Genomic DNA, 23,259 nt, shown 5'->3' with positions numbered 1-23,259 from the left:
GGGCCGGGTCAGCTGCGGATGCGGGTGAGCAGGCGGCCGGCGGCGTAGACGAGCGCCGCCGCGGCGAGGCCGACCAGCACGGTGCCCGGCACGCCGATGCGCTCGACGAACCAGTCGACCACGTGGCGGCTGCGGGACTCCGGATCGGCCAGCACGATCAGCGAGAACACGCCGGCGAGGGCGATCACGCCCGCCAGTACCCACCGTGCCCGGCGCTGTCCCAGTCCGAGCCGCTCGACCACCACGCGGCCTGCGTTCACGATCCGCCGTGCCCGCAGGATGTGGAACCCACCGAGCAGCAGCACCAGCCGCAGCACCTGCAACGGGCCGATGACGAACACCACCGCGGGCACCGCCGCGGCGACCACGAGCAGTTGCCAGCGGTAGCGGCGCAGCCACCGCCGCACGCTGCCCTCCAACCACAGCAGCACCACCGACTCGCCGACCAGCACCGCCACCGACGCCCAGTTCAGCACCGTCCCGATCGCCGCGGCCGCGCCGCCCGCCCGGGTCAGGAACACCGCCGGGATCGACGCCAGCGCCGCGACGAGCACCGGGACGGTGAGCTTGCGCTCGAACTCGTCGGCCCGATCGGGTTGCCCGTCCCCGTCCGGTTGCCTCTCGGCACGCTCCGCGACCTGCGGCTCATCGGCCGGTCCTCCCGCGGCCCACGCGTCCTCGGCCCGCCCGTCCTCGGCGGCCTCCGCCGCCGCCCCGGTGCCGTCGACGTCCCCGGTGCCGTCGACGTCCCCGGTGCCGTCGACGTCCCCGGTGCCGTCGACGTCCCTGGTGCCGTCGACGCCATCGGTTCCCTCGGCGTCGTCGGGACGGGACGGGTCGGGGCGGGGTGAAACGGACACGGTGGGCTCGGCGACCTCGAAGACTCAGCGGTTTCGGCGGCTGGCCCGGTGCGGCTCAGCCGTCCAGGACCACCGCGACAATACCGGCAAGATGCGCGAGTCGGGCGACCTCGGACGGACGGAACATCGGGCCGCCCGGGCGGCCGATCAACATCACCAGGTCGGGCTTGCCCAGCGGGGTCGCCGCCAGCTCCGTGCCCAGCTCACGCCACGTGTCGGGCACCCACGGCGCCTCGCCGTCGAGCACTGTCGCGCGTTCGAGCGGCAGCCACGGCACGTCGCCGATGCGGGTCTCCGGGGCGGCTCCCGACGCCGCGAGCCGCTGCACCCCACCCGAGCTGTGCTGCACGATCACCGACCAGCCCGCGTGCATGATCCGGGGCACGCCGTCGGCGAGGATCGTCAACCCCTGGGCGGGCCGCTCGGCGATCTCCTCGACGAGTTCGAGCTCGCTGTGGGTGTCGAGCACTCCCGCGTACGGGCGGACGGCGTCCACCTCGACACCGTCGACGCTCTCGGCGGCGGTGATCAGCGCGTCCGGCAGCCGGTCCGACGGCAGGTCCACCACGAGGTCGTCGATGGCGATGCCGCCGCCGCGCTCCACGACGTCGACGCTGAGGATGTCGGCACCCACCGTGCCGAGGGCGGTGGCGATCGCGCCGAGGATGCCCGGAGTGTCCGGCAACTGCACACGGATCAGGAACGACACCGCGGTCTCCCTTCGAGCGGGTGCGAGAACCGGATGCGCACCGCCCGGTCGACGGCCGTGGCCGGCGGGACACGGGGCGCATCACGGCCGTCTCGTCACGTCATGTCACGTCGTGGCCGGGCGCCTTCCCGGCGGCCGTCGACGGCCGTGGCGGGTGTGCGCCGACCGGTGATTGTTGCAGAACACGCGTTGCGAATATAGGCACCGCCACGCCCGCCGCGGGGCCTCGACGGCAACCCCCGCCCGGCCGCACCGGCCCGGCGCGGCGGCCATAGACTTCCGGGAGAAGAGGAGACCTCCGCAGGCGCCGGGCGGCCCTGCGGTCCGAGCACATCCCACCGGAGTCAGCTGCGTGTCGAACATTTCCCGCGACGAGGTCGCGCACCTCGCGAAACTGGCCAGGATGGCCGTCACCGAGGAGGAGCTGGACACCTTCGCGGGCCAGCTCGACCAGATCCTGGACGCGGTGGCCGAGGTCGGCGAGGTGGCGGGCGACGACATCCCGCCGACGTCGCACGCCGTGCCGCTGACCAACGTCTTCCGCCCCGACGAGGTCCGTCCGGGGCTGTCCCAGGACGAGGCCCTGTCCGGGGCTCCCGCGGCCGAAGAGGGACGGTTCCGCGTCCCGCGCATCCTTGGCGAAGAACAGTGAGCGGAGGAACAGTGAGCGACCTGACCAGGCTCACCGCGGCCGAGCTCGCGGACAAGATCCACACCGGTGAGGTGTCGGCAGCCGAGACGACGCAGGCCCACCTCGACCGCATCGCCGCCGTCGACGGCGACGTGCACGCGTTCCTGCACGTCGACGCCGAGGGCGCACTCGAGGCCGCCCGCACGGTCGACGCCGCCGTCGCGGCCGGTGAGCGGCCCGCGTCGCCGTTGGCGGGCGTGCCGTTGGCGCTCAAGGACGTGCTCACCACCAAGGGCGTGCCCACGACCTGCGGTTCGAAGACCCTCGAGGGCTGGCTGCCGCCCTACGACGCGACCGTCACGCGGCGGCTGCGCGAGGCGGGTGTCCCGATCCTCGGCAAGACCAACATGGACGAGTTCGCGATGGGGTCGTCCACCGAGAACTCGGCCTACGGCCCGACCCGCAACCCGTGGGACCTCGACCGCATCCCGGGCGGCTCCGGCGGCGGTTCGTCGGCGTCCCTGGCCGCCTACGAGGCGCCCTTGGCGATCGGCACCGACACCGGCGGTTCCATCCGCCAGCCCGCCGCGGTGACGGCGACCGTCGGCGTGAAGCCCACCTACGGCGGCGTGTCCCGCTACGGCCTCGTGGCGTTCTCCTCGTCGCTCGACCAGGCGGGCCCCTGCGGCCGGACGGTGCTCGACGCGGCGCTGCTGCACGAGGTCATCGCCGGGCACGACCCGATGGACGCCACCTCGGTCGACGCGCCGGTACCCGCGGTGGTCGACGCGGCCCGCGAGGGTGCGCGCGGCGACCTGAGCGGCGTCACGGTCGGCGTCGTCCGCGAGTTCTCGGGCGAGGGTTACCAGGGCGGCGTGCTCCGCTCGTTCGAGACCGCCGTGGCGCAGCTGAAGGAACTGGGCGCCGAGGTCGTCGAGGTCTCGTGCCCCCACTTCACCTACGCGCTGCCCGCCTACTACCTGATCGCGCCGAGCGAGTGCTCGTCGAACCTCGCCCGGTTCGACGCCATGCGCTACGGCCTGCGCGTCGCCGACGACGGGTCGCACAGCGCCGAGGAGGTCATGTCGCTGACGCGCGAGGAAGGCTTCGGCGCCGAGGTCAAGCGCCGGGTCATGCTCGGCACGTACGCGCTCTCCTCCGGGTACTACGACGCCTACTACGGGTCGGCCCAGAAGGTGCGCACCCTCATCACGCGCGACTTCGCCGCCGCGTTCGAGCAGGTCGACGTGCTGGTGTCGCCCACGACGCCGGTGACGCCGTTCAAGCTCGGCGAGAAGGTCGACGACCCGCTGGCGATGTACCTCAACGACATCTGCTCGATCCCCGCCAACCTCGCCGGCAACGCCGCCATGAGCGTCCCCAGTGGACTGTCCGACGAGGATGGTCTGCCGGTCGGGCTGCAGATCATGGCGCCCGCACTCGCCGACGACCGCCTCTACCGCGTCGGCGCCGCCTACGAGGCGGCGCGCGGCCCGGTGCTCGACAAGCTGGGTGAACTGGAGGCCGCCAAGTGACCACCACCGTCGAACTCATGGACTACGCCGAGGTCGTCGAACGCTACGACCCGGTGCTCGGCCTCGAAGTGCACGTCGAGCTGTCCACCAACACGAAGATGTTCTGCGGCTGCCCCAACTCCTTCGGCGGCGACCCGAACACCCACGTGTGCCCCGTGTGCCTCGGCATGCCCGGTGCGCTGCCCGTCGTCAACGGCACCGCCGTCGAATCGGCCATCCGCATCGGCCTCGCGCTGAACTGCGACATCGCCGAATGGTGCCGGTTCGCCCGGAAGAACTACTTCTACCCGGACATGCCGAAGAACTTCCAGACCTCGCAGTACGACGAACCGATCGCCTTCGACGGGCACATCGACGTCGTGCTCGACGACGGCGAGGTCGTGCGGGTCGACATCGAGCGGGCCCACATGGAGGAGGACACCGGCAAGTCGCTGCACGTCGGCGGCGCCACCGGCCGGATCCACGGCGCAGAGCACTCGCTGCTCGACTACAACCGCGCAGGCGTGCCTCTCATCGAGATCGTCACCAAACCCATCACCGGCATGGGAGAGCGTGCCCCCGAGGTCGCCCGCGCCTACGTCACCGCGCTGCGCGACCTGCTGCGGGCCATGGACGTCTCCGACGTGCGCATGGACCAGGGCTCCCTGCGCTGCGACGCCAACGTCTCACTCATGCCCAAGGGCGCGAGCGAGTTCGGCACCCGCACCGAGACGAAGAACGTCAACTCGCTGCGCAGCGTCGAACGCGCCGTGCGCCACGAGATGACGCGCCACGCCGCGATCCTCGCCGACGGTGGATCCATCAAGCAGGAGACCCGGCACTTCCAGGAAGCCGACGGCACCACCGCCGCAGGCCGCACCAAGGAAACCGCCGAGGACTACCGGTACTTCCCCGAACCCGACCTCGTGCCCATCGCGCCGACACGCGAGTGGGTCGAACAACTGCGCGGCACCATCCCCGAGATGCCGTGGGAACGCCGCAAACGCATCCAGGACGACTGGAACCTCACCGACGAGGAACTCCGCGACCTCGTCAACACCGGCGCCATCGACCTCGTCGCCGCCACCGTCGACGCAGGCGCGAGCCAGGCCGACGCCCGCAGCTGGTGGGTCCAGTACCTCAACCAGCAGGCCACGTCGCGCGACACCGAACTCGCCGACGTCGCCATCACCCCGGCGCAGGTCGCGCGCGTCATCGAACTCGTCGGCTCCGGCGAACTCACCAACAAGCTCGCCCGCCAGGTCGTCGACGGCGTCCTCGACGGCGAAGGCGACCCGGACCAGGTGATCGAGAAGCGCGGCCTCAAGGTCGTCTCCGACGACTCCGCGCTCCTCGCCGCCGTCGACGAAGCCCTCGCCGCCCAGCCCGACGTCGCCGACAAGATCCGCGGCGGCAAGGTACAGGCCGCAGGCGCCATCGTCGGCGCCGTCATGAAGGCCACCAAGGGCCAAGCCGACGCCGCCCGCGTCCGCGAGTTGATTTTGGAGAGGGTCGGGGCTTGATGAGCCCGATGTGGCTTGATTCGCGGTGCCGGTAGGGGAACCTCAGGGGCTCCTTGGCTGCGGGATCACCTCCTCATGAATGTCCAATTCACCACGTCGGCGCTGTCCTCGCCACTAAGCCGCTGAGAACCCCCGGCGGTGCCGGTTGCTTGGGCGGTCGCAGCGGCGGCTCGCCTGGCGCTGTGGTTCTGGCGCAACGCGGCTCGCCTGGCGCGGTGATGGGGTGCGGTGGCCGGAACGGCAGGAGGTGGCAGTGAGCTGGAAGGTGTATTCGTGACTGCTCGGCCGTCGTGGCGGGAGGTCGGCGGGCTCGCGGCCGCGGTGCTCGCCGTCGTCTCCCTGTTCCTGCCGTGGACCGTGCTGTCCTCCGACGACCCCGCGGTGCGGTCGGCGCTCGCCGAACTGCCCGCCGATGATGTCACCCGGTCGGTGTGGCGGGCGACCTTCTTCGGCTGGTTCCCGCCCCTGCTCGTCGCAGCCGTCGGCGTCACCGTGGCCGCGATCGGCAGGAACAACGCCGCGCGCACGGGCGGCCTGCCCCAGCTGTGGCTCATCGGCGCAGGCCTGGCGCTGCTGTTCACCGTGCTCGGCTGGCTGTTCGCCGACTGGCAGTTCGGCAGCGAGGAACGCGCCGTCCTCGAAGCGGGCGGCGTGACCGTCGACGCCGGCGTCGGCCGGTACCTCGGCGGGATCGCCGTGGTCGCGACCGCCGTCCTCGCGGCACTCGACACCCGAGCGCTCCACACCGAAACCCGCCGCAGACGTCCCGACCGCCGCAACCGCCCAACCCGCTGACACCCGCCCAACCCGCTGACACCCGCCCAACCCGCTGACACCCGCCCACGACAACAGCACCCGTGTTGCGTTTCCGGGAGACCGTGTTGCAGGCCCGGGAGGCCGTGTTGCAGGTTCCGGGGCTCGTGTTGCGGTCTGCGGGGACCGTGTTGCGTGTCCAGGGGACCGTGTTGCGGTTCCGAGGGGCCGGTCGTCGAGCCTCGCGGGGGCCGGGAGATCGCCCTCCGAGCCGCCACCCCGGCGACGGGCTCGGCGTGGGCGCGGGCGGATCAGTCGCGGCCGGAACCGCCCGACGGCTGCCGCACGATCAGCACCACCCGGTCGTCGCTCGACCCAGGCTTGCCGCCGTCCTTGTTGACGGTGCCCGCGACGGACACGTTCTCCGACACCTGCGACAGCGAGCCCAGCCTGCCGTAACTCGGCCCGTTGTCGCCGTCCATCGTGACCTGCGGTTCTCCGCCGACGGAGCCGTCCTGGGTGAGGGGCAGGTTCTGCACGTTCTCGCCGCGTGAGGTCGCCACGGCGACCGAGTCCGTCCAATCGGCGCAGCCGGTCACGCCCGGCTTGTCCGGCCACGTCCACGCGGGCGAGCCCAGCTCGGCCACCCCGTCGGAGTCCGCGCCGTCGGGCACGGCGAACAGCGCGTCCTTGTCGGCACCGCGGTCGGTCACCCACGTGCGCGAGCCGTCGGGCGTCTGGCACAGCCCGCCCGGCACGGTCAGGCCGGACGCCAGGACGGGGGAACCGTTCGTCGGATTGTCGGCCGCGGGCTCGCCGGACGGGTCGATCCGCAGCACCTTGCCGGACAGGGTGCCCGGACGGCCGGCCTTCCCCGCGTCGCCTGCGTTGCCCGTGGCGACGAGCAACGACCCGTCCACGGTGGCCAACAGCGCGCCCGCGTTGCCGTTCGGCCCCTTCGGGATGCCGGTGAGCACGGGCTTGGGCTTCTGACCGCGCGCGAACCGCACGACCCGGTTGTCCTCCGGCGTCGTGACGTAGGCGTAGACGAGGCGGTCCTCCGCGTACGTCGGCGACAGTGCGAGGCTCGTCAGCCCGCCGTCCCCGGTCGCGGCGACGTCCAGCTTCGCGAACCGCTCCTCCGTGCCGTTGCTGTCGACGAGCATCACCCGCCCGCTACGCCGCTCACCCGCGAGTGCGCTGATCACCTGGCCGCCACCGGGGAGCGGAGTCACCGCCGACACGGTGTCCAGGCAGGTCGCGATCACGGCTTGGTCGAAGTCCTTGCAGCCTTCCGGTGGCGGGACCTTCGTGGGCTGCTGTTGGGGAGCGCTCGGCACGTCCGGTGTCTGGGCCTCCGGCAGCTGCGGCTGCGGTCCGCGCTCCGGGGACAGCTCCGGGGCCGCCGACCACCGTTCGCCGGAGGCCTCGTCCTCGAAGTCGGCGCACCCGGACAGCACGAGCAGGCCGCTGACCGCCAGGACCAGCGGCACCGACCATCGTCGCTGTCCGAGTCGTCCACCGCGCACGGTTTCCGAGAGTAGGCGCCACGTCGTGAGTCTCGAGTAAGCGGGTCGCGCGTCCCGGCACGTAATCGGCCCGAGAGGATGGGGACATGGCGATCACGGTTCTGGTTCCCGACGACGACGGCATGGCTGCGCTGACCGGCATCGACGGCGTGCAGCCGGTCAAGTACGAACCCGGCCTGCCGTTGCCCGAGGCCGCCGTCGACGCGGAGGTGCTCGTGCCCGGCTTCGGCGTCACCGCGAAGGTGCTGTCGGAGCTGCCGAAGCTGCGACTGATCCAGCTGCGCAGCGCGGGTGCCGAGGAGTGGGTCGACGTCGTCCCGCCCGGGGTGCTGCTGTCGACGTGCCGTGGTGCCCACGGCGGCAGCACCGCGGAATGGGCCGTGGCGACGCTCCTGTCGCTGTACCGCGAGCTGCCGGACTTCCAGGCCGCCCACGCCGACGGCGAGTGGCGGCCGCACGGCACCGACACGTTGCAGGGCAAGCGGGCCGTGATCGTGGGGGCGGGCGATGTCGGCAGGCAGCTCGAGCGCAGGCTCACCCCGTTCGACGTGCGCGTCACGATGGTCGGTATGACCGCCCGCGAGGGGGTGCGCGGCGTCGACGAAACGCCGTCGCTGCTGCCCGACGCGGACATCGTGGTGCTGCTCGTACCGCTGACGTCGCGGACCCGCGGCATGGTCGACGCCGGATTCCTTGCCGCGATGCCCGACGGCGGCGTGCTCGTCAACGCCGCGAGGGGGCCGGTCGTCGACACCGACGCGCTCCTCGGAGAACTGGCCACGCGGCGGCTGCGGGCGATCCTCGACGTCACCGACCCCGAACCACTGCCGGAGGGGCACCCGCTGTGGACCGCGCCGAACGTGACGATCACCCCGCACACGGGCGGGTTCGTCAACGGCAGGCTCGCGCGGTCGTACACCGTCGTCGCGAAGGAGCTGGAACGCTACGCCGGTGGCGAACTGCCGGAGAACCTCGTCCACGGCGAGTACTGAGTCCGCTCGCTACTTGGCCGCGGTGACGCGTTCCACGATGCCGCCGCGGGTGCGCCGGCGATACAGCACGGTGAACCCGGCCGCGTCGAGGAGCGGGACGACCTGCCGGGTTTGCCGGTCGGCGGGTCGTCGTACGCCGACGACGGCGGGAAACCGTTCGAGGAGACGTTGCCACGTCCGGAGCGGGCGGTACGGGCTCGCCACGTGTCCGAGCAGTACGACGTGACCCCCGCGGCGCAGCACGCGGTGCATCTCGACGACGGCGGCCCGGTCGTCGGGAATGCTGCTCAGTCCCAACGTGCACACCACGGTGTCGAACGCGGCGTCGCGGAAGGGCAGCGCTTGCGCGTCGCCCTCGACCAACTGGACGTCACGGCCGAGGTCGCCCGCCCGCGCACGCGCCCGCGCGAGCATGGCCGGACTGAGCTCGATCCCGGACAGCCGCGCGCTCCGTGGGTAGAAGGGGAGATTTCGGCCTGTGCCGATCGCGACTTCCAGGACGTCGCCACGGGCCTGTGAGCAGGCCCAACCGCGACCGTCGCCGAGCATCGTCCGTTCGTAGACGCTCGTCTCCCGGTCGTACCGCGCGGCGTAGGCGTCGTAGTCCTGGCGTATACGAGCAGTGGAATCGCCGGTGCTGCCCGCGTGGTGTCGGTCGCGCATGGCTCCCTGAAACGTCGACGGTGCCCCCGCCCCGGGCGGGGCGGAGGCTGGTTCCCGTGAACAGCATGGCGGATGTGTGCGTTCCCGGCGTCGCCTCGCAGCGGTCCTGCGAGCCCCGAATCGCCCCTCGACCTGGTCGGATGTGCCGGGTTGGCCTTGCCCGAAGTCCCGTGTTACCTTGAGTAACAGTAAATCCCGGTAACACCTAATCTCGTCAGGAGCGCCCTCATGACCAGCATCGACGACCGCACCGACGCGGCCCCGTCCGACGCTCAGCCGGTTGCGCAGCGGCTGCTGGACTCCTCGGAGATGTTGTCCTACGACCCCGCCACCGAGGTCGACTGGGAGACGCCGCTGGACACCTCGTACTGGGGGACGTCGCCGGAGTGGAGCACGCTCTACGGCACGCCCTACTGGGACGAGATGACCGAGGATCAGAAGCGCGAGTTGACGCGGCAGGAAGCGGCGTCCGTGGCCAGTACCGGCATCTGGTTCGAGATGATCCTCCAGCAGATGGTGTTGCGGGACTTCTACGCCAAGGACCCGACGTCGCCGGAGTTCCAGTGGGCCCTGACGGAGATCGCCGACGAGTGCCGGCACTCGATCATGTTCGCCCGCGGTGCGGAGAAGCTGAACGCGCCCGCGTACCGGCCGAAGTGGTACGCGGTGCACGGCGGCAGGTTCTACGCGGCCACCGCGCGCGGTGAGGCCGCCTACGCCGCGATCCTCGTGGCCGAAGAGGTCCTCGACGTGATGCAGCGCGACTGGATGCGCGACGAGCGCGTCGTGCCCTTCGTGCGCACCATCAACAACATCCACGTGGTCGAGGAATCGCGGCACATGAAGTTCGCGCGCGAGGAGACCAAGGAGCGGATGAAGGGCGCGGGCAAGCTGCGCCGCCACATCAATGCGATCAACATCGCCGTCGTGGCGTACTTCATCGTCGACGCCATGTGGAACCCGAAGGTCTACGAGAACGCGGGCCTGGACCCGAAGCGGGCCATCCGGGAGGCGCGCAGCAACGAGAATCACAAGGCGATGCTGCGGTCGAGCTGTGCCGGCCTCATGGAGTTCCTCAACTCGGCCGGCCTGCTGACGAAGGCGTCGAAGCGCATCTACAAGCGCGCCAACCTCCTCTGATTCCGGCTCGGACATCACATGGCCTACGCGATCACGCAGACCTGCTGCAACGACGCCTCGTGCGTCGCCGTGTGCCCGGTCAACTGCATCCACCCGACGCCGGACGAGCCGGACTTCGGCACCACCGACATGCTCTACATCGACCCGCGCAGCTGCATCGACTGCGGCGCGTGCGCCGATGCGTGCCCGGTGGACGCCATCTTCCCGGTCGACATGCTGAGCGAGTCCCTCAAGCCGTACGCCGACGTGAACGCCCGGTTCTACGACGGCAAGCCGGTGTCGGCGGACGTGCTCGGCTCCTCGCCGGTGTTCCACAACTGGGGTGCGCCCACGTTCGACCGGACGATCTCGAGCGACTTTCCCGCGCCGGACGTCGCCGTCGTCGGCAGTGGTCCGGCGGGAATGTACGCCGTCGAGGACCTGTTGCTGCACACCAGTGCGCGGGTCACGCTGATCGACCGGCTCGACGTCGCGGGCGGGCTGATCCGCTTCGGTGTGGCGCCGGACCATCCGTCGACGAAACGGATCGACGAGACGTTCGCGCGCTACCGCGAGCACCCTCGGCTGACACTGCGGCTCGGCGTCGAGGTCGGCAGGGACGTCACGGTCGACGACCTGGCCGCCCGGCACGACGCGGTGATCTACGCCGTGGGCGCGTCGTCGGCGCGGTCGCTGGGCATCGAAGGGGAGCAGCTGCCGGGCAGTGTCGCGGCGACCGACGTCGTGTCCTGGTACAACGGCCACCCCGACGCCGGCCACCCCGACGCGAGCGCCGAGGTCGACCTGTCGTCGGAGCGTGCCGTGCTGATCGGCAACGGCAACGTGGCACTCGACGTCGCCCGCATCCTGTCCAGCGAGCCGGACGGGTTGGAGGGCACCTCCATCTCCCGGGACGCACTGGCGCGGCTGCGGTCCAGTTCGGTGCGGGAGGTCGTGCTGCTCGCCCGGCGGGGACCGGAACACGCCGCGTACACCGAGCCGGAACTGCTGGCCCTGACGCGGCATCCGGACTTCGACGTCGTCGTGGACATCCACGACGACCGGGTGGCGAAGGCGATCGACGCCGCCGAGCCGGGGGAGAAGGCGTACCTGCTGCAGGGAGTCGCGCAGGAACGCATCGACTGGTCGTCGCCGGCCGAGGGGGGTCGGCGACGGATCGTGCTGAGGTTCCACTCCTCGCCGCGTGAGATCCGCGGCGAGGATCGGGTGTCCGGGCTGCGGACCGGCGGACCGGAGTCCGATGTGGACATCGAAGCCGCGTTGGTGGTGCGCGCCGTCGGGTACCGCGGGATCGGGGTGCGGGGCCTGCCGTTCGACGAGACGACGGGAACGATCCCCAATACGGCAGGCCGGGTCGAGGGCCGCGACGGCACGTACGTCGTGGGGTGGATCAAGCGCGGCCCGTCCGGCGGGATCGGTGCCAACAAGACGTGTGCGCAGGAGACCGTCGCGTCGCTGCTGGACGACGTCCGCAGCGGCACCGTCCGGACGTCACGGGACAGGTCGGCGAAACCGAAACGGACAGGCCTGCTCCGCCGGTCCTGAACCTGCTGGTCACGGGGTCGACCGGAACGCCCCCGGCGAGGCGTGCGGAGGTGTCACCGCTCGCCCGGGGCACCCCTCGCCGTCACACCTCGTCGGCGGGCAGCGCCGGTTCGGTGTGGTAGTCGGCGAGGTCTGCGTGGCGGGTCATGGCCCAGTAGTCGACGATCCGCCACGGCATGGTCGACACGACGCGGCCGTCGGCGTTGCGGTACCAGTTGGTCATGCCGGGATGGGTCCACAGCATCTTCTCGTGGGCCTCGTCGTGCCGCCGGGTGTAGTCGGCCTCGACCTCGGGGCGGACCTCCACGGCGCGCAGGCCGTGGCGGGCCATGGTCACCAGGGTGTCGACGATGTAGCGGACCTGGCATTCGGCCACGGTGATGAAACTGCCGCCGTGCCCCAGCGCGGTCCCCGGTCCGCAGGTGATGAACAGGTTCGGGAAGTCGGGGACGGTGATGCCGAGGTAGGCGTGCGCGTTCTCGGGGCCCCAGGCGTCGGCCAGCGTCGTGCCGGAGCGGCCCGTCACCCGCATCGGATACAGGAAGCGGTGGGTGTGGAAGCCGGTGGCCAGGATGACGACGTCGACGTCGGTCTCGGTGCCGCCGCTGCCGCGGACGCCGGTCGGCGTGATCTCCTCGACGCCTTCGGTGACGAGCTCGACGTTGTCGCGCCGCAGCGCCGCGAACCAGCCGTTGTCGAGCAGCATGCGTTTGCCGAACGGTGGATAGTCCGGCAGTGTCTTCGCGATCAGGTCCGGTCTGCCGTCCAATTGCGACTCCAGGTACCGGGTGAAGGCGCGGCGGTGGCTGTCGTTGATGACGTTGACCGACCGCTCGGGGTGCGGCCACTCGGGATCGATCTGCAGCGCGGGGTGCACGCGGTCGTTGAAGTTCCACGCGAGCCGGGTGCGGTACCAGGCGCGGTAGAAGGGGATCCGCTCCATCAGCAGGGCGACGGCGTCGTCGATCTCGCTGAAGTAGACGTCGTTGGGTGCGATCCACTGGGGTGAGCGCTGGAAGACGGTCAGCTGCGACACCGTCGGGGCGATGGCGGGCACGACCTGCATGGCGCTGGCCCCACTGCCGACGACGGCGACGCGTTTGCCGGTCAGGTCGAGTCCTTCCGGCCAGGCTGCGGTGTGGAAGATCGGGCCCCGGAAGTCGTCGAGCCCGGAGATCGCGGGAATCTTGGGCCGGTTCAGGGCGCCGGTCGCGCTGATCAGGATCCGTGCGCTCAGCCGCTCGCCGTGTTCGGTGTGGACGGTCCAGGTGGCGGTGTCGGCGTCGTAGTCGGCGGAGGCGACCTCGGTGCCGAAGCGGATCACCTTGCGGAGCTCGTGCTCGTCGGCGACGCCGCGCAGGTACTGCTCCACCTCGTCGCGCTTGCCGAAGTGGGTCCGCCAGGCGCGCGGTGCGAACGAGTACGAGTAGAGGTGACTCGGGGTGTCGACGCCCGCCCCCGGGTAGACGTTCTCCAGCCAGCAACCGCCGACGTCGTCGTTCTTCTCCAGCACGACGTGGTCGATGCCCGCCTCGCGGAGTTTGATCGCGGCGAGCATGCCCGAGATGCCGGCGCCGATCACGATGGCGTCGATCCCGCCGTCCGGGGCGACGGGCGTCGGTGACGGTGTGAACCCCATGTCCTCGGCGGCCATGTCGGCGTACTCGGCGGGAACGGCCTCGCCGTTGGCGACTTCCAGCAGTTCGCGGAGCTCGTCGCCGACCGGTGCGGGCACGGCGGGTGGGGTGCCCGTCTCGTGCGTCAGCACGGCGTCGAGCACGGCCTCCTTGATCCGGGCCGCGACCTCGGGCGGGAAGCCGCCGGAGTCGTTGTTGTCCATACCGCGGCTGCGGCTCGGTCGGTACGGGTCCTGGAGCCAGGCGCGATCACCGGTGAGTTGGTACAGCACCGGCACGAGGGCGGGCAGGTTGGCGTGCTCGAGGGCTGCGGCGAGGTCGGCCGCATCCGTGTCACTCGTCTCCGGGGGTGTCTCGGTCACAGCAGTCGGTCCTCCGCTTCCGCCGCGCAGTGGGACTCATCAGAAAGTGGTACTCACCGAGAAGTCTAACGGCAGTTAGGTTCTGGTGGTTCCGATGAGCCGTGGGAACAGTGTCAACACGCCGCGACACGCTGCGTCAAGTTGGCTGATCATTTCGCATCGCGTCTTGACATGTGCCTCCGGTCACAGGAGTATCGCTGCTTATAACCTAACAATGGATAGGTAATACCGAGGGTGAAGGGTTGAGCAATGGAGCTGACCGACGCGATGCGCACGGTGGGTACGTGCCGGTACTACCGGCAGGACCCGGTGCCCGACGAGACGCTGTACCGGGCGTTCGAGGTGGCGCGGTTCGGGCCGCAGGGCGGCAACCGGCAGCCGGTGCGCTGGATCGTGGTCCGCGACCGGGCGCGCAAACAGGCGTTGCAGGACCTGTACCTGCCGATGTGGAAGGCCTACCTCGGCGGCATCGGCGACGGCAGCGTCAACATCGGCGCCATGCCGAAGGCCGTGCGCGACGCGGACCACTTCGCCGAGCACCTCGCCGACGTTCCCGCGATCGTCGTGGTCTGCGCCGAGATCGACGGGCTGCACCCGACGGATCTGGAGCTGGACCGCGTGTCGGTCGTCGGTGGCGGGTCGATCTACCCGACGGTGCAGAACTTCTGCCTCGCGCTGCGCGACCAGGGTGTCGCCTCGGCCGTCACCACGCTGCTGTGCCACGCCGAGCCGCAGGTGCGCGAGCTGCTCGAGATCCCCGACGACTTCCTGACGGCCGCGCACGTCACCGTCGGCTACCCGGAGAAGGGCTTCCCGACGACGCTGTCGCGCAGCCCGGTGGCCGACATCGTCGCCGCAGAGACCTTCACCCGGCCGTACTTCGCCGACGCCGCCGTCTGAGCCGGCCGCAGGCGACCCGATCCCCGCAGGAGGCACCCGTGCCCGACCTCGCCCCGCACCACCGGACCCCGCTGGGCCGCGCGACCATCGGTGACCAGCTGCGCAGGCACGCCAGGACGCAGCCGGACAAGGTCGCGTTCATCGCCTACGGCGCAGACGGCACCCGCACCGAGACGACCTACGGCGCGCTCGACGAGCGGGCCAACCGGTTCGCGCACCTGTTCACCGCGCGCGGACTCGGCCACGGCAGCAGGGTCGCGTCGATGGCGCGCAACAGCGTCGACGTCGTCGCGGCCTACTACGGCGCCCTCAAGATCGGCGCCGCGTTCACCGGGGTCAACCCGCTGTACCGCGAACCGGAGGTGGCGCACCAGCTGAGCCACAGCAGGGCGACGCTGGTGCTCACCGATCCCGACTTCCAGGCCGTCGTCGACGCGGCGCGACCCCCGGACGCGGCGCGGCTGACCTACGGCGCCGACCTGGACCGGCTGCTGGCCGAACAGCCGACCGACGAACCGGACGTCGCCGTCGACGAGAACGATGTGGCGCTGATCGTCTACACCTCCGGAACGGAGGCCAGCCCCAAGGGCGTGCTGATCCCGCACCGCAACTACCTCGCCTCCACGGCCCCGGCGTGGGGCTGGGGACTGGACACCGGCCCACGGGACACGTGGCTGTTCGTCATGCCGTTCCACACGATCGCCGGGCTCGGCTCCATGACGAGCCTGACGCTGATGGGCGCGACGCTGGTGCTGCCCGCGACGGTCGAACCGGCCGCGGCCCTGCGGATCATCGAAAGCGAGCGGATCACCGTCATCGCGCAGACGCCGACGTTCTACACGGCGTTGGCGCAGGAACCGGCGTTCGGGCCGGACGCGGTCGGCCAGGTGCGCCGGTGCATGACCTACGGCGGGCTGATTCCGCCCCACGTCGTCGAGGCGTGGGCCGCGGCGGCATCCGACGTGCTGTGGGGCACGTACTGGGGGCAGTCGGAACTCTCGCAGCTCGGCACGGTCGGGTTCTTCCGCACGCTCGACGACGTCCCCGGCGGCGACGCGGCGTGGATCGGCAAGCCGGTCACGCACCTGGAGATCCGCGTCGTCGACGCCGACGGCAACGACGCCGAGGTGGGCGAGCTGCTGTGCCGTACCCCGTCGGCCATGCTCGGCTACCTCGACGATCCCGAGCGCACCGCCGAGGTGTTCCGCGACGGCTGGGTCCACACCGGCGACATGGTGCGCATCGACGCCGACGGCAACCTGTTCTTCCACGACCGCCTCAAGGACATGATCAAGACCGGCGGGATGAACGTGTCGTCGCAGGAGGTCGAGCGGGTCGTGTACGGCCATCCGGGCGTGCTCAGGGCCGCGGTCGTCGGGCTGCCGGACGCGTACTGGTCGGAGGCGGTCACGGCGTTCGTCGTCCCGGACGGCGAGCACGAGGTCACCGCCGAGGACGTCATCGCGGTGTGCCGGGAGCGGCTCGCCTCGTACAAGGTGCCCAAGGCCGTGCACGTCGTCTCGGAGCTGCCCGTCGACCCGCAGGGCAAGATCCTGAAACGGCAGCTGCGCGGGCAGGTCGCGAACACGCCTGCCTAGCTCTGCGCGGCGCCGGATCGGCGGGGTTGCCGGAGCGGTGCCTGCGCGGTGCGCGATAGTGGTCGCGCCCGCGCGGGCACGACCGCGGACATACGGGCAGCCGGTGGACACGGTGTCACCGGGCGGTGGCGCGAGAGGAGACGTGGAACGGGTGGCCGAGCCGACCGACGGGGCCGAACCGGCGAACCGCACGGCGCCGCGCACGGGGCGGAGTCGTGGCCGGCGTGCGGAGATCGTCACGGCGGCAGCGCGGACGTTCGCGACGCGCGGGTACGGCAACGTCGGCATGCGTGACATCGCCGAGGCCGTCGGTATCCGCGGGGCGAGCCTGTACCACCACTTCTCGTCGAAGGAGGAGATCCTCTACGAGATCTGCCTGGCGGTGACGCGTGAGCCGGTGGAGGAGAATCTGCCGCTGCTCGACGCGGCGGGAACGCCGGCGGAACGCCTGGCGGACCTGCTGCGGGCGCACATCCGGCAGTTGCGCAGGCGGCGGGTGGAGCATCTGGTGGCGTTGCACGAGCGCACGTCGCTGACGGAGGAGCACCTGGCCGAGGTCGACCGGTACCGGCAGTACTACCACCGGCGGGTGCGGGACGTGCTCGCCGCGGGCATGCGTGCGGGCGAGTTCCGCGAGCTCGATCCGAAGCTGGTGGCACTGGGCATGCTCGACATGCTCAACGGCGTCAGCGGCTGGATCCGGGGCGCGTCGGACGACGACGTCGAGGACGTCGCCGACACCTATCTGCGGATGCTGTTCGACGGCCTGCGTCCCTGAGATCGGTGGCCTGCGGTGTCGAGGCGGCCCGACTGCGTGCTGAGGCGCGCGGGTTGCGCCCTGACGTGGGCGGCAGGAGCCCTGACGTGGACAGCATGCACCCCGCGACCGGGCTGCGGTGCTGAGGCTGGTGGCCTGGGCCCGTGAGGTACCGGTGAAGTCGGCCGCTCACTGACGTCAACGGGCCGGCGAGGCGTCTTCGACGTGCTGGTCAAGGAGCACTTCGTCAGGTCGATGGCGCCCCGCGTGCGGGCGGCGTGCGGGTGGCTGCCTACCCTGCCCGGTGACGCCGAGTACGTGTCCGCTGCCAGCGGAAGAGGGGAGACCCGCGCCCATGCCTCGTGTCCAGGCCAATGCGTTCGTGGACTGGTTCAATGAGAACTCCACGGAGATGGTGTCCGGTCTGATCAACATCGCGATCATCGTGGTGCTCGCGCTGGTGCTGCGTGCGATCGTCGGCCGGGTCATCGACCAGCTGGCCAAGCGGATGGTCAACTCGCGCGAGCGGATCGACAAGGCGAAGGCCAAGGCGGCGAGCCGGGTCATCAAGCAGAACAACGAGAGTCGTGGCGAACGGCAGCGCCAGCGGGCGGGCACGATCGCTTCGGTGCTCAAGAGCGTTGCCTCGTTCGTGATCTTCGGCATCGCGTTCGTGACGATCCTCGGCCAGTTCGGAATCAACATCGGCCCGATCATCGCGAGCGCCGGTGTGATCGGCCTTGCGATCGGTTTCGGTGCGCAGAGCCTGGTGCAGGACTTCCTGTCCGGCATCTTCATGATGGTCGAGGACCAGTACGGCGTGGGTGACGTCGTCGACGTGGGCGACGCGGTCGGCACGGTCGAGGCGGTCACGCTGCGGGTGACGAAGATCCGCGACCTCAACGGCGGGTTGTGGCACGTGCGCAACGGCGAGATCATGCGTGTCTGCAACATGAACCAGGACTGGGCCAACGCGGTCGTGGAGCTGCCGCTGGACTACTCGGTGAACCTCGACGAGGCGAAGGCCGTCATCCAGCGCAGCATCGACGAATTCGCCGACAACCCGGAGTTCGCGCCGAAGATCATCGAGCGGCCGGACATCAGCGGTGTGGTCGGCATCGGCAACGGTGCCGTCACGGTGCGGGTCATGGTCATGACCCAGCCCGGCGACCAGTGGTCGATCGGCCGCGACCTGCGGGCCCACCTGAAGGCCGGCCTCGACGCCGCGGGCGTCCGCGTCGCCTACCCGATCCTGCCGTTGGCGAACGCCGGCGCTTCCCAGTCCGGCTGACCCCGGCCGCGCCGGCACGCTGCCGTGTTGCGGATCCAGGGGCGCGTGTTGCGTCCCTGGGGGCTCGTGTTGCAGGTTCCGGGGACCGTGTTGCGTTCCCAGGGGCCCGTGTTGCGGATCCCGGGGACCGTGTTGCGCCCGCCCGTCACCCGACCGCCGCCCCTCATCGACGTGCTGCCGCGCGACCGCGCTCCCGGGAGCGCGTGTTCCGTACTCAGGCCGCCGTTGTTCTGCGTTCGTGCACGGCGCTGAGGCCCCTGCGCGGACGAGGTGCGTAGACAGAGCCGCTCGCCGGTTTCGTACCGACGGGCGGCTCTTCGTATCGATACGCCGGAGTGCGCCGACGACCCGCCGGACATCGACGTTGCGGACGAGATCGCCTGGCCCCCGTAGTCGATGGTCAACATTTTCCACTGATTCCGATATGGCGTGGACCATTCCTGCCCCGTGACCGCCTGTGTTGTCGGTGGGCCGTCGTGAAGCACCGAGCGTGATCGTTTGTCACGCCGCGATCACATTCCACCGAAGCGGGAAACACTGCCGGTCGCGCCACCGAAGGGCTTCGGTGTGTGGGCACGAGAAGCGGGGTGTGGCTTGCGTGTCCACGCTGTTCCGGCGCGTCATCCGACGTTGTGACGCCAACAGTCCACTGTGGAATTCGACGTTCCCGCATCGCCCGAGAATCGGAAGGTTCACGACCCCACGGGCTGTGCGGTTGCAACAAGAAAGAGAGACGATGAGGAAACTGTTGACCATTCCTGCTGCGGTGGCGGGTGTATTCCTGTGCGTGTCCCCCGCGGCGGCTGACGAGGGAACCTCGGTCACCATCGGCAGCGAGGAGTGCGGCATCGCTACCGTGACCTTCAGCAACCCCACCGACTTCAAGTTCTTCGGCGATTTCCAGATCGGCTCCGAGAGCGGCACGGCCGACGACGTCACCGGCGACACCATCGAAGAGGGTCCGCTCGAGAATGAGACGTGGGGCAACGTCTTCCACCTGACCCCCATCGCTGCGGGCAGCGAGGAGACGGTCACCGTCGAGGTGCCCGTCGACACGCCGGACGTCAACGGCGACGGTGTGATTACGGTGCGGGCCTGGATCGACCGTGGCCCCGAGCAGCACTTCTTCGCACCTGCGCAGTCCGTCGACGTCGACCTGTGCGAGCCCGAGTCGACCACGCCGCCGAACCCGGAGGAGCCCGGCGACGATCCCGAGAACCCCGGTGAGGAGCCCGGTGAGCAGCCCGGTGGCGAGAACCCGGGCGACGAGCCCGGGAATCCGGAGAAGCCGGGCGACGACGGCGACGACGGCGACGACAAGCGTGACGAGGGAGGCGACAACGGCAAGGGTGGTCAGCCGTCCGAGACCGACGACGGAGTGGCTCCCGTGACCACGCCCGGCCCCACCTCGTCGGCGCCGGTGACGGTCGACGCGGTCTCCGCGAACGACGACCTGGCCGACACCGGGGTCAGCGGCACGCTGACGTGGCTTGTGCCTGCCGGCGTGGCGCTGCTCGCTGTCGGCGGCGGCACGGTGTGGCTGTCCCGCCGCAGGGGAGAGCACGGCGCCTGACCGGCCCGACTTTCCGTTCCCGGCGGGCATCCGCCCTGTTCGAGGAGCCCGGGTGCGTGGGAACGACAGTCCCGCGCACCCGGGCTCCGTCTGGTGAGGGCGACCGGTAACGCTCGCGTATCGCCTCGGCACACCCCGTAACAGCGGCCTGCCTCCCCGACGAAGGCCACAGCGACAAGGGAGGCAGGTTCCGATGAATGACAACGGTGGTTCCACCCGGACGTTGTTGACGGACGAGATCACCGAGCTGCTCGAGGCCGACGATGCGTCCGAGACGGATGCCCAGTATGTCGTGCTGGCAGCGCTCGAAGGCGCCGACGCGCTCGCCGACATGCTCGACAATCCGGCACCGGCGCCGACGACGGAGACAGAGGCACCGGCGGAAACCGACACCGACGAGAGTCGCGAGCCGTCCGGTGCGTTCCTCGAATCGGTGACGGTGAGCGGGTTCCGCGGGATCGGACCGCAGGCGAAGCTTCCGCTGCATCCGGCGCCGGGGTTGACGATCGTGGCGGGCCGCAACGGTTCCGGCAAGTCGAGTTTCTCCGAGGCGATCGAGGTTGCACTGACGGGGCACACGTACCGCTGGAACAAGCAGAACGGCAGGAAGGCCGCGGTGTGGCAGCAGCATTGGCGCAATCTGCACCGGGCCGAGCCGTGTGAGGTGCGTGTCGGGCTGGCCGTGGAAGGGCAGGGCAAGGCCGCCGTCGGCGTCAGCTGGGCCGAGGGAACCGGCGACCTCGCCGACCGCGAGCAGTGGTTCCAGCGGGCGGGTGGGCGCCGCGAGGAGGGACTCGGTTCGCTCGGGTGGGATCGCGACATCGAGCGGTACCAGCCGATCCTGTCCTACGACGAGCTCGGCGGTCTGCTGGAGTCGGAGCCGAGCAAGCTGCACGACAAGGTCAACGAGGTCCTCGGGCTCGAACAGGCCGCTGACACTGAACAGTTGCTGACCGACGCCGTAAAACAGCTGGGAGAAGCCGAAGAAGCCCGCAAAGCCCGTACGAAAGAGCTGAAGAAACAGCTGGCCGACGTCGACGACGAGCGCGCCCGCGCGGCGTTGGCGCAGTTGCGCAAGCACCGGCCGGACGTCGACGAGGTGGAACGCATCGCGACGGGCGCCGCTCCCCAGCGTGGGATCGACGAGCTGCGCGCCCTGGCCGAGGTGACGGTCCCGGCCGCCGACGTCGTCGCCGAGGCGGCACGGGAACTGCGTGACGCCGCCGGGGCGTGGACGCAGCTCGCCGACAATGCGGCGGCGCTCGCGGATCGCCGCACCGCGCTCCTGCGCAGTGCACTCGACTTCCACGTGCACGAAGGCGACATCGAGTGCCCGGTGTGCGGCGAGGGAACGTTGGACGAGGCCTGGCGACAGCGGGTCGAAAACGCGCTCGAGGAGGAGCACGCCGAGTCGGCGCAGCGGCGTGCCGCGGGCGACAGGCTCGATCGGGCTCGGCGACGACTCGGTGAGGTCGTGGACGCTGTTCGCACCCCGGCCGCCCCGGAGGCGTTCCCGCTGAGTACGCGGGCGGAGGCCGTCGAGGTGGTGCGTCACTGGCAGGAGCTGCCGGAGGGCGACGGCGAACGAGCGTCCCATGTGGAGCGTGTTCACGCGGAGCTGGCCGAGGCGGTGGCGAACCTCAGGACCGAGGCCGGGGAGTTGCTGGCCGAGCACGAGGACGTCTGGACGGCGCACGCGCTCGACCTGGGCGAGTGGGTGAAGCTCGCCAGGGAGGCTGCCGCGCGGCAGCCGCAGCTGGACCGTGCCAAGGCCGCACGGGACGCCATGAAGCGGGTTCGGGAACAGTTGCGGGCCAACCGGCTCGCCGCTCTCGAGGAGCGTGCCCGGGAGATCTGGGCTGCGCTGAAGCAGGAGAGCAACGTCGACCTCGGTGGTATCCGGTTCAAGGGACGCAACACGTCGCGCAAGCTGGAGCTGTACGCCGATGTGGACGGTGCGGACGCCGAGGCGCTGGGTGTGATGAGCCAGGGCGAGCTGCACGGTCTGGCGTTGGCGTTGTTCCTGCCGCGGGCGACCGCGCCGGGGAGTCCGTTCCGGTTCGTGGTGCTGGACGATCCGATCCAGGCGATGGATCCGGCGAAGGTGGACAGTTTCGTCAAGGTGCTGGCCGGGTTCGCGCGGGACCGCCAGGTGGTCGTGTTCTCGCACGACGATCGGCTGCCGCAGGCGGTCCGGCAGCTCGGGGTCGATGCGCGGATCGTGGAGGTGAATCGGGACAGCGAGTCGGTGGTGACGGTCGCGGATTGCGAGGACCCTACGCGCCGGTTGCTCGACGACGCGTTCGCGATCTGCAAGGACGAGCAGGTTCCGGACGAGGTGCGCCGCCGCGTGTTGCCGGGGTTGTGCCGGCAGGCGGTGGAGGCGGCGTGTCACGAGGTGTATCTGACGCGCAGGTTGACCCGCGGAGATGCGAGATCCGATGTGGAGGAGGCCTGGCGAGCCGCGCAGCGCACGAAGAATCGCATCGCGTTGGCACTCGAGGGCGATCCGGAGGCCGACGTCAGTGGCTGGAAACGGCGAGGGCCGGGACGCAGCGAGGCGTTCGGCCTGGTGACCGGTGGGGCCCACGGGCAGCTGGACAGGGACCCGCTCGATGCGGTCAGGTCGGTGGAGAACTTCGTCAGGGACCTGCGGAGCACGCGGTGACGGCCGTGGGAGACGGTGGCGGCGTTGCGGGGCGGTTGCTCGCGGAGGCGGGGGCGATCCTGGACGGCGCGCGGGGGATCCCGCCGTCGCAGGTGACGCGCGCGGCGGCGTTCGTGGCACGGCAGGCCGTGGAGGACGCGGTGAAGAGGTTGTGTCTCGATGTGGGTGCTGACCTACCGCGGGCGAACGAACGTTCGCGGCTCATCGTCCTGCGGTGCGTCGTGGACGCCGACGTGGCGGAGGCGGCCCACACGGCGTGGTCGGGGCTGAGAGCCCCTAACAGGTTGATGATCTTGGTTTGAGATGATCTTGGTGTGGCTGCGCCGTGGGTCGTGTCGGACGAGTTGTGGGCCCGGATAGGGCCGTTGTTGCCGGTGCGTCCGGCGAGTCGGACGGGGCCGAAGCCGTTGCCGGATCGGCAGGTGTTGCAGGGGATCCTGTTCGTGTTGTTCACCGGGATCGGGTGGGAGGACCTGCCTCAGGAGCTGGGGTTCGGTTCCGGGATGACGTGCTGGCGACGGCTTCGGGACTGGCAGGAGCTCGGGGTCTTCGACCGGTTGCATCAGGAGCTACTCGCCGAGTTGAACGCCGCCGGGGAGATCGACTGGTCACGC

Annotated in this window: 20 protein-coding genes; 15 read left to right on the top strand and 5 right to left on the bottom strand. The window is 70.5% G+C overall.

What is annotated here, in order from left to right; all coding sequences use genetic code 11:
- Window positions 1–8: 8 nt before the first annotated feature.
- Together LY13_RS23110 and LY13_RS23105 are read right to left on the bottom strand one after the other, a co-directional pair.
- Complete coding sequence (locus tag LY13_RS23110; RefSeq protein ID WP_253830667.1) at window positions 9–860, bottom strand: hypothetical protein; 852 nt, start codon at window positions 858–860, stop codon at window positions 9–11.
- 55 nt (window positions 861–915) lie between these two features.
- Window positions 916–1,569, bottom strand: coding sequence for an ACT domain-containing protein (locus LY13_RS23105; protein ID WP_253830666.1), 654 nt, complete (start codon window positions 1,567–1,569; stop codon window positions 916–918).
- Between the two features lie 352 nt (window positions 1,570–1,921).
- Between LY13_RS23105 and gatC the strand changes: the two genes are divergently transcribed.
- The 4 genes from gatC (at window position 1,922) to LY13_RS23085 (ending at window position 6,032) form a co-directional block, all read left to right on the top strand.
- Complete coding sequence (gatC, locus tag LY13_RS23100) at window positions 1,922–2,221, top strand: Asp-tRNA(Asn)/Glu-tRNA(Gln) amidotransferase subunit GatC (RefSeq protein ID WP_253830665.1); 300 nt, start codon at window positions 1,922–1,924, stop codon at window positions 2,219–2,221.
- Window positions 2,222–2,232: 11 nt separating this feature from the next.
- Window positions 2,233–3,735: an Asp-tRNA(Asn)/Glu-tRNA(Gln) amidotransferase subunit GatA gene (gene gatA, locus LY13_RS23095; protein ID WP_253830664.1), complete on the top strand. Its 1,503-nt coding sequence runs from the start codon at window positions 2,233–2,235 to the stop codon at window positions 3,733–3,735.
- Window positions 3,732–5,237 carry an Asp-tRNA(Asn)/Glu-tRNA(Gln) amidotransferase subunit GatB gene (gatB, locus tag LY13_RS23090; RefSeq protein WP_253830663.1) on the top strand — a complete coding sequence of 502 codons (1,506 nt, stop codon included), beginning with the start codon at window positions 3,732–3,734 and terminating at the stop codon, window positions 5,235–5,237. The genes gatA and gatB overlap by 4 nt, the downstream gene beginning before the upstream one ends.
- Window positions 5,238–5,510: 273 nt before the next feature.
- Window positions 5,511–6,032: a hypothetical protein gene (locus tag LY13_RS23085; RefSeq protein ID WP_253830662.1), complete on the top strand. Its 522-nt coding sequence runs from the start codon at window positions 5,511–5,513 to the stop codon at window positions 6,030–6,032.
- Between the two features lie 269 nt (window positions 6,033–6,301).
- Here LY13_RS23085 and LY13_RS23080 read toward each other — a convergent pair whose 3' ends face one another.
- Window positions 6,302–7,519, bottom strand: coding sequence for a PQQ-dependent sugar dehydrogenase (locus tag LY13_RS23080; RefSeq protein WP_253830661.1), 1,218 nt, complete (start codon window positions 7,517–7,519; stop codon window positions 6,302–6,304).
- A gap of 86 nt (window positions 7,520–7,605) precedes the next feature.
- On the opposite strand from LY13_RS23080, the gene LY13_RS23075 reads away from it, so the two are divergent.
- Window positions 7,606–8,511 carry a 2-hydroxyacid dehydrogenase gene (locus LY13_RS23075; RefSeq protein WP_253830660.1) on the top strand — a complete coding sequence of 302 codons (906 nt, stop codon included), beginning with the start codon at window positions 7,606–7,608 and terminating at the stop codon, window positions 8,509–8,511.
- Window positions 8,512–8,520: 9 nt separating this feature from the next.
- Here the strand turns inward: LY13_RS23075 and LY13_RS23070 are convergent, their stop codons facing one another.
- A complete protein-coding gene (locus LY13_RS23070; RefSeq protein WP_253830659.1) occupies window positions 8,521–9,174 on the bottom strand; it encodes a class I SAM-dependent methyltransferase in 654 nt (217 codons plus the stop codon).
- Between the two features lie 228 nt (window positions 9,175–9,402).
- Here LY13_RS23070 and LY13_RS23065 point away from each other — a divergent pair, with 228 nt between their 5' ends.
- Together LY13_RS23065 and LY13_RS23060 are read left to right on the top strand one after the other, a co-directional pair.
- Window positions 9,403–10,314: an AurF N-oxygenase family protein gene (locus LY13_RS23065; RefSeq protein ID WP_253830658.1), complete on the top strand. Its 912-nt coding sequence runs from the start codon at window positions 9,403–9,405 to the stop codon at window positions 10,312–10,314.
- Between the two features lie 18 nt (window positions 10,315–10,332).
- Window positions 10,333–11,859, top strand: coding sequence for an FAD-dependent oxidoreductase (locus LY13_RS23060; protein ID WP_253830657.1), 1,527 nt, complete (start codon window positions 10,333–10,335; stop codon window positions 11,857–11,859).
- Between the two features lie 82 nt (window positions 11,860–11,941).
- Here the strand turns inward: LY13_RS23060 and LY13_RS23055 are convergent, their stop codons facing one another.
- Complete coding sequence (locus tag LY13_RS23055) at window positions 11,942–13,858, bottom strand: flavin-containing monooxygenase (RefSeq protein WP_253830656.1); 1,917 nt, start codon at window positions 13,856–13,858, stop codon at window positions 11,942–11,944.
- Between the two features lie 249 nt (window positions 13,859–14,107).
- Here LY13_RS23055 and LY13_RS23050 point away from each other — a divergent pair, with 249 nt between their 5' ends.
- The 8 genes from LY13_RS23050 to LY13_RS23015 all read left to right on the top strand — a co-directional run.
- The gene (locus LY13_RS23050; RefSeq protein ID WP_253830655.1) at window positions 14,108–14,758 is read left to right on the top strand and encodes a nitroreductase family protein; all 651 of its coding nucleotides are present in this window, start codon (window positions 14,108–14,110) and stop codon (window positions 14,756–14,758) included.
- Window positions 14,759–14,796: 38 nt separating this feature from the next.
- Window positions 14,797–16,356 carry a class I adenylate-forming enzyme family protein gene (locus tag LY13_RS23045; protein WP_253830654.1) on the top strand — a complete coding sequence of 520 codons (1,560 nt, stop codon included), beginning with the start codon at window positions 14,797–14,799 and terminating at the stop codon, window positions 16,354–16,356.
- A gap of 151 nt (window positions 16,357–16,507) precedes the next feature.
- On the top strand, window positions 16,508–17,134 hold the full coding sequence (locus LY13_RS23040) for a TetR/AcrR family transcriptional regulator (RefSeq protein WP_253830653.1): 627 nt from the start codon (window positions 16,508–16,510) through the stop codon (window positions 17,132–17,134).
- A 334-nt stretch (window positions 17,135–17,468) separates the two neighbouring features.
- Window positions 17,469–18,404, top strand: coding sequence for a mechanosensitive ion channel family protein (locus LY13_RS23035; RefSeq protein ID WP_253830652.1), 936 nt, complete (start codon window positions 17,469–17,471; stop codon window positions 18,402–18,404).
- Window positions 18,405–19,140: 736 nt separating this feature from the next.
- Window positions 19,141–19,977, top strand: coding sequence for a hypothetical protein (locus LY13_RS23030; protein WP_253830651.1), 837 nt, complete (start codon window positions 19,141–19,143; stop codon window positions 19,975–19,977).
- A 193-nt stretch (window positions 19,978–20,170) separates the two neighbouring features.
- Entirely contained in the window at window positions 20,171–22,645 is a 2,475-nt protein-coding gene (locus tag LY13_RS23025) for an AAA family ATPase (RefSeq protein ID WP_253830650.1), read from the top strand.
- Window positions 22,642–22,947: a hypothetical protein gene (locus LY13_RS23020; protein ID WP_253830649.1), complete on the top strand. Its 306-nt coding sequence runs from the start codon at window positions 22,642–22,644 to the stop codon at window positions 22,945–22,947. The genes LY13_RS23025 and LY13_RS23020 overlap by 4 nt, the downstream gene beginning before the upstream one ends.
- A 12-nt stretch (window positions 22,948–22,959) precedes the next feature.
- Window positions 22,960–23,259, top strand: a 300-nt coding sequence (locus tag LY13_RS23015) for a transposase (protein ID WP_253830648.1), incomplete at its 3' end; no start/stop codon positions are given.

The sequence above is a fragment of the Prauserella aidingensis genome (assembly GCF_024171865.1).
GTDB lineage: Bacteria > Actinomycetota > Actinomycetes > Mycobacteriales > Pseudonocardiaceae > Prauserella > Prauserella aidingensis.
The sequence above is the reverse complement of the archived record's forward strand: the minus strand, read 5'-3'. Positions and strand labels throughout refer to the sequence as shown.

Bases quoted from the DNA above. Each gene is read 5' to 3' on its own strand.
- LY13_RS23050 (WP_253830655.1), top strand. From the start codon at position 14,108: ATGGAGCTGACCGACGCGATGCGCACGGTGGGTACGTGCCGGTACTAC.
- LY13_RS23030 (WP_253830651.1), top strand. From the start codon at position 19,141: ATGAGGAAACTGTTGACCATTCCTGCTGCGGTGGCGGGTGTATTCCTG.
- LY13_RS23060 (WP_253830657.1), top strand. From the start codon at position 10,333: ATGGCCTACGCGATCACGCAGACCTGCTGCAACGACGCCTCGTGCGTC.
- LY13_RS23065 (WP_253830658.1), top strand. From the start codon at position 9,403: ATGACCAGCATCGACGACCGCACCGACGCGGCCCCGTCCGACGCTCAG.
- LY13_RS23025 (WP_253830650.1), top strand. From the start codon at position 20,171: ATGAATGACAACGGTGGTTCCACCCGGACGTTGTTGACGGACGAGATC.
- LY13_RS23070 (WP_253830659.1), bottom strand. From the start codon at position 9,174: ATGCGCGACCGACACCACGCGGGCAGCACCGGCGATTCCACTGCTCGT.
- LY13_RS23075 (WP_253830660.1), top strand. From the start codon at position 7,606: ATGGCGATCACGGTTCTGGTTCCCGACGACGACGGCATGGCTGCGCTG.
- LY13_RS23035 (WP_253830652.1), top strand. From the start codon at position 17,469: ATGCCTCGTGTCCAGGCCAATGCGTTCGTGGACTGGTTCAATGAGAAC.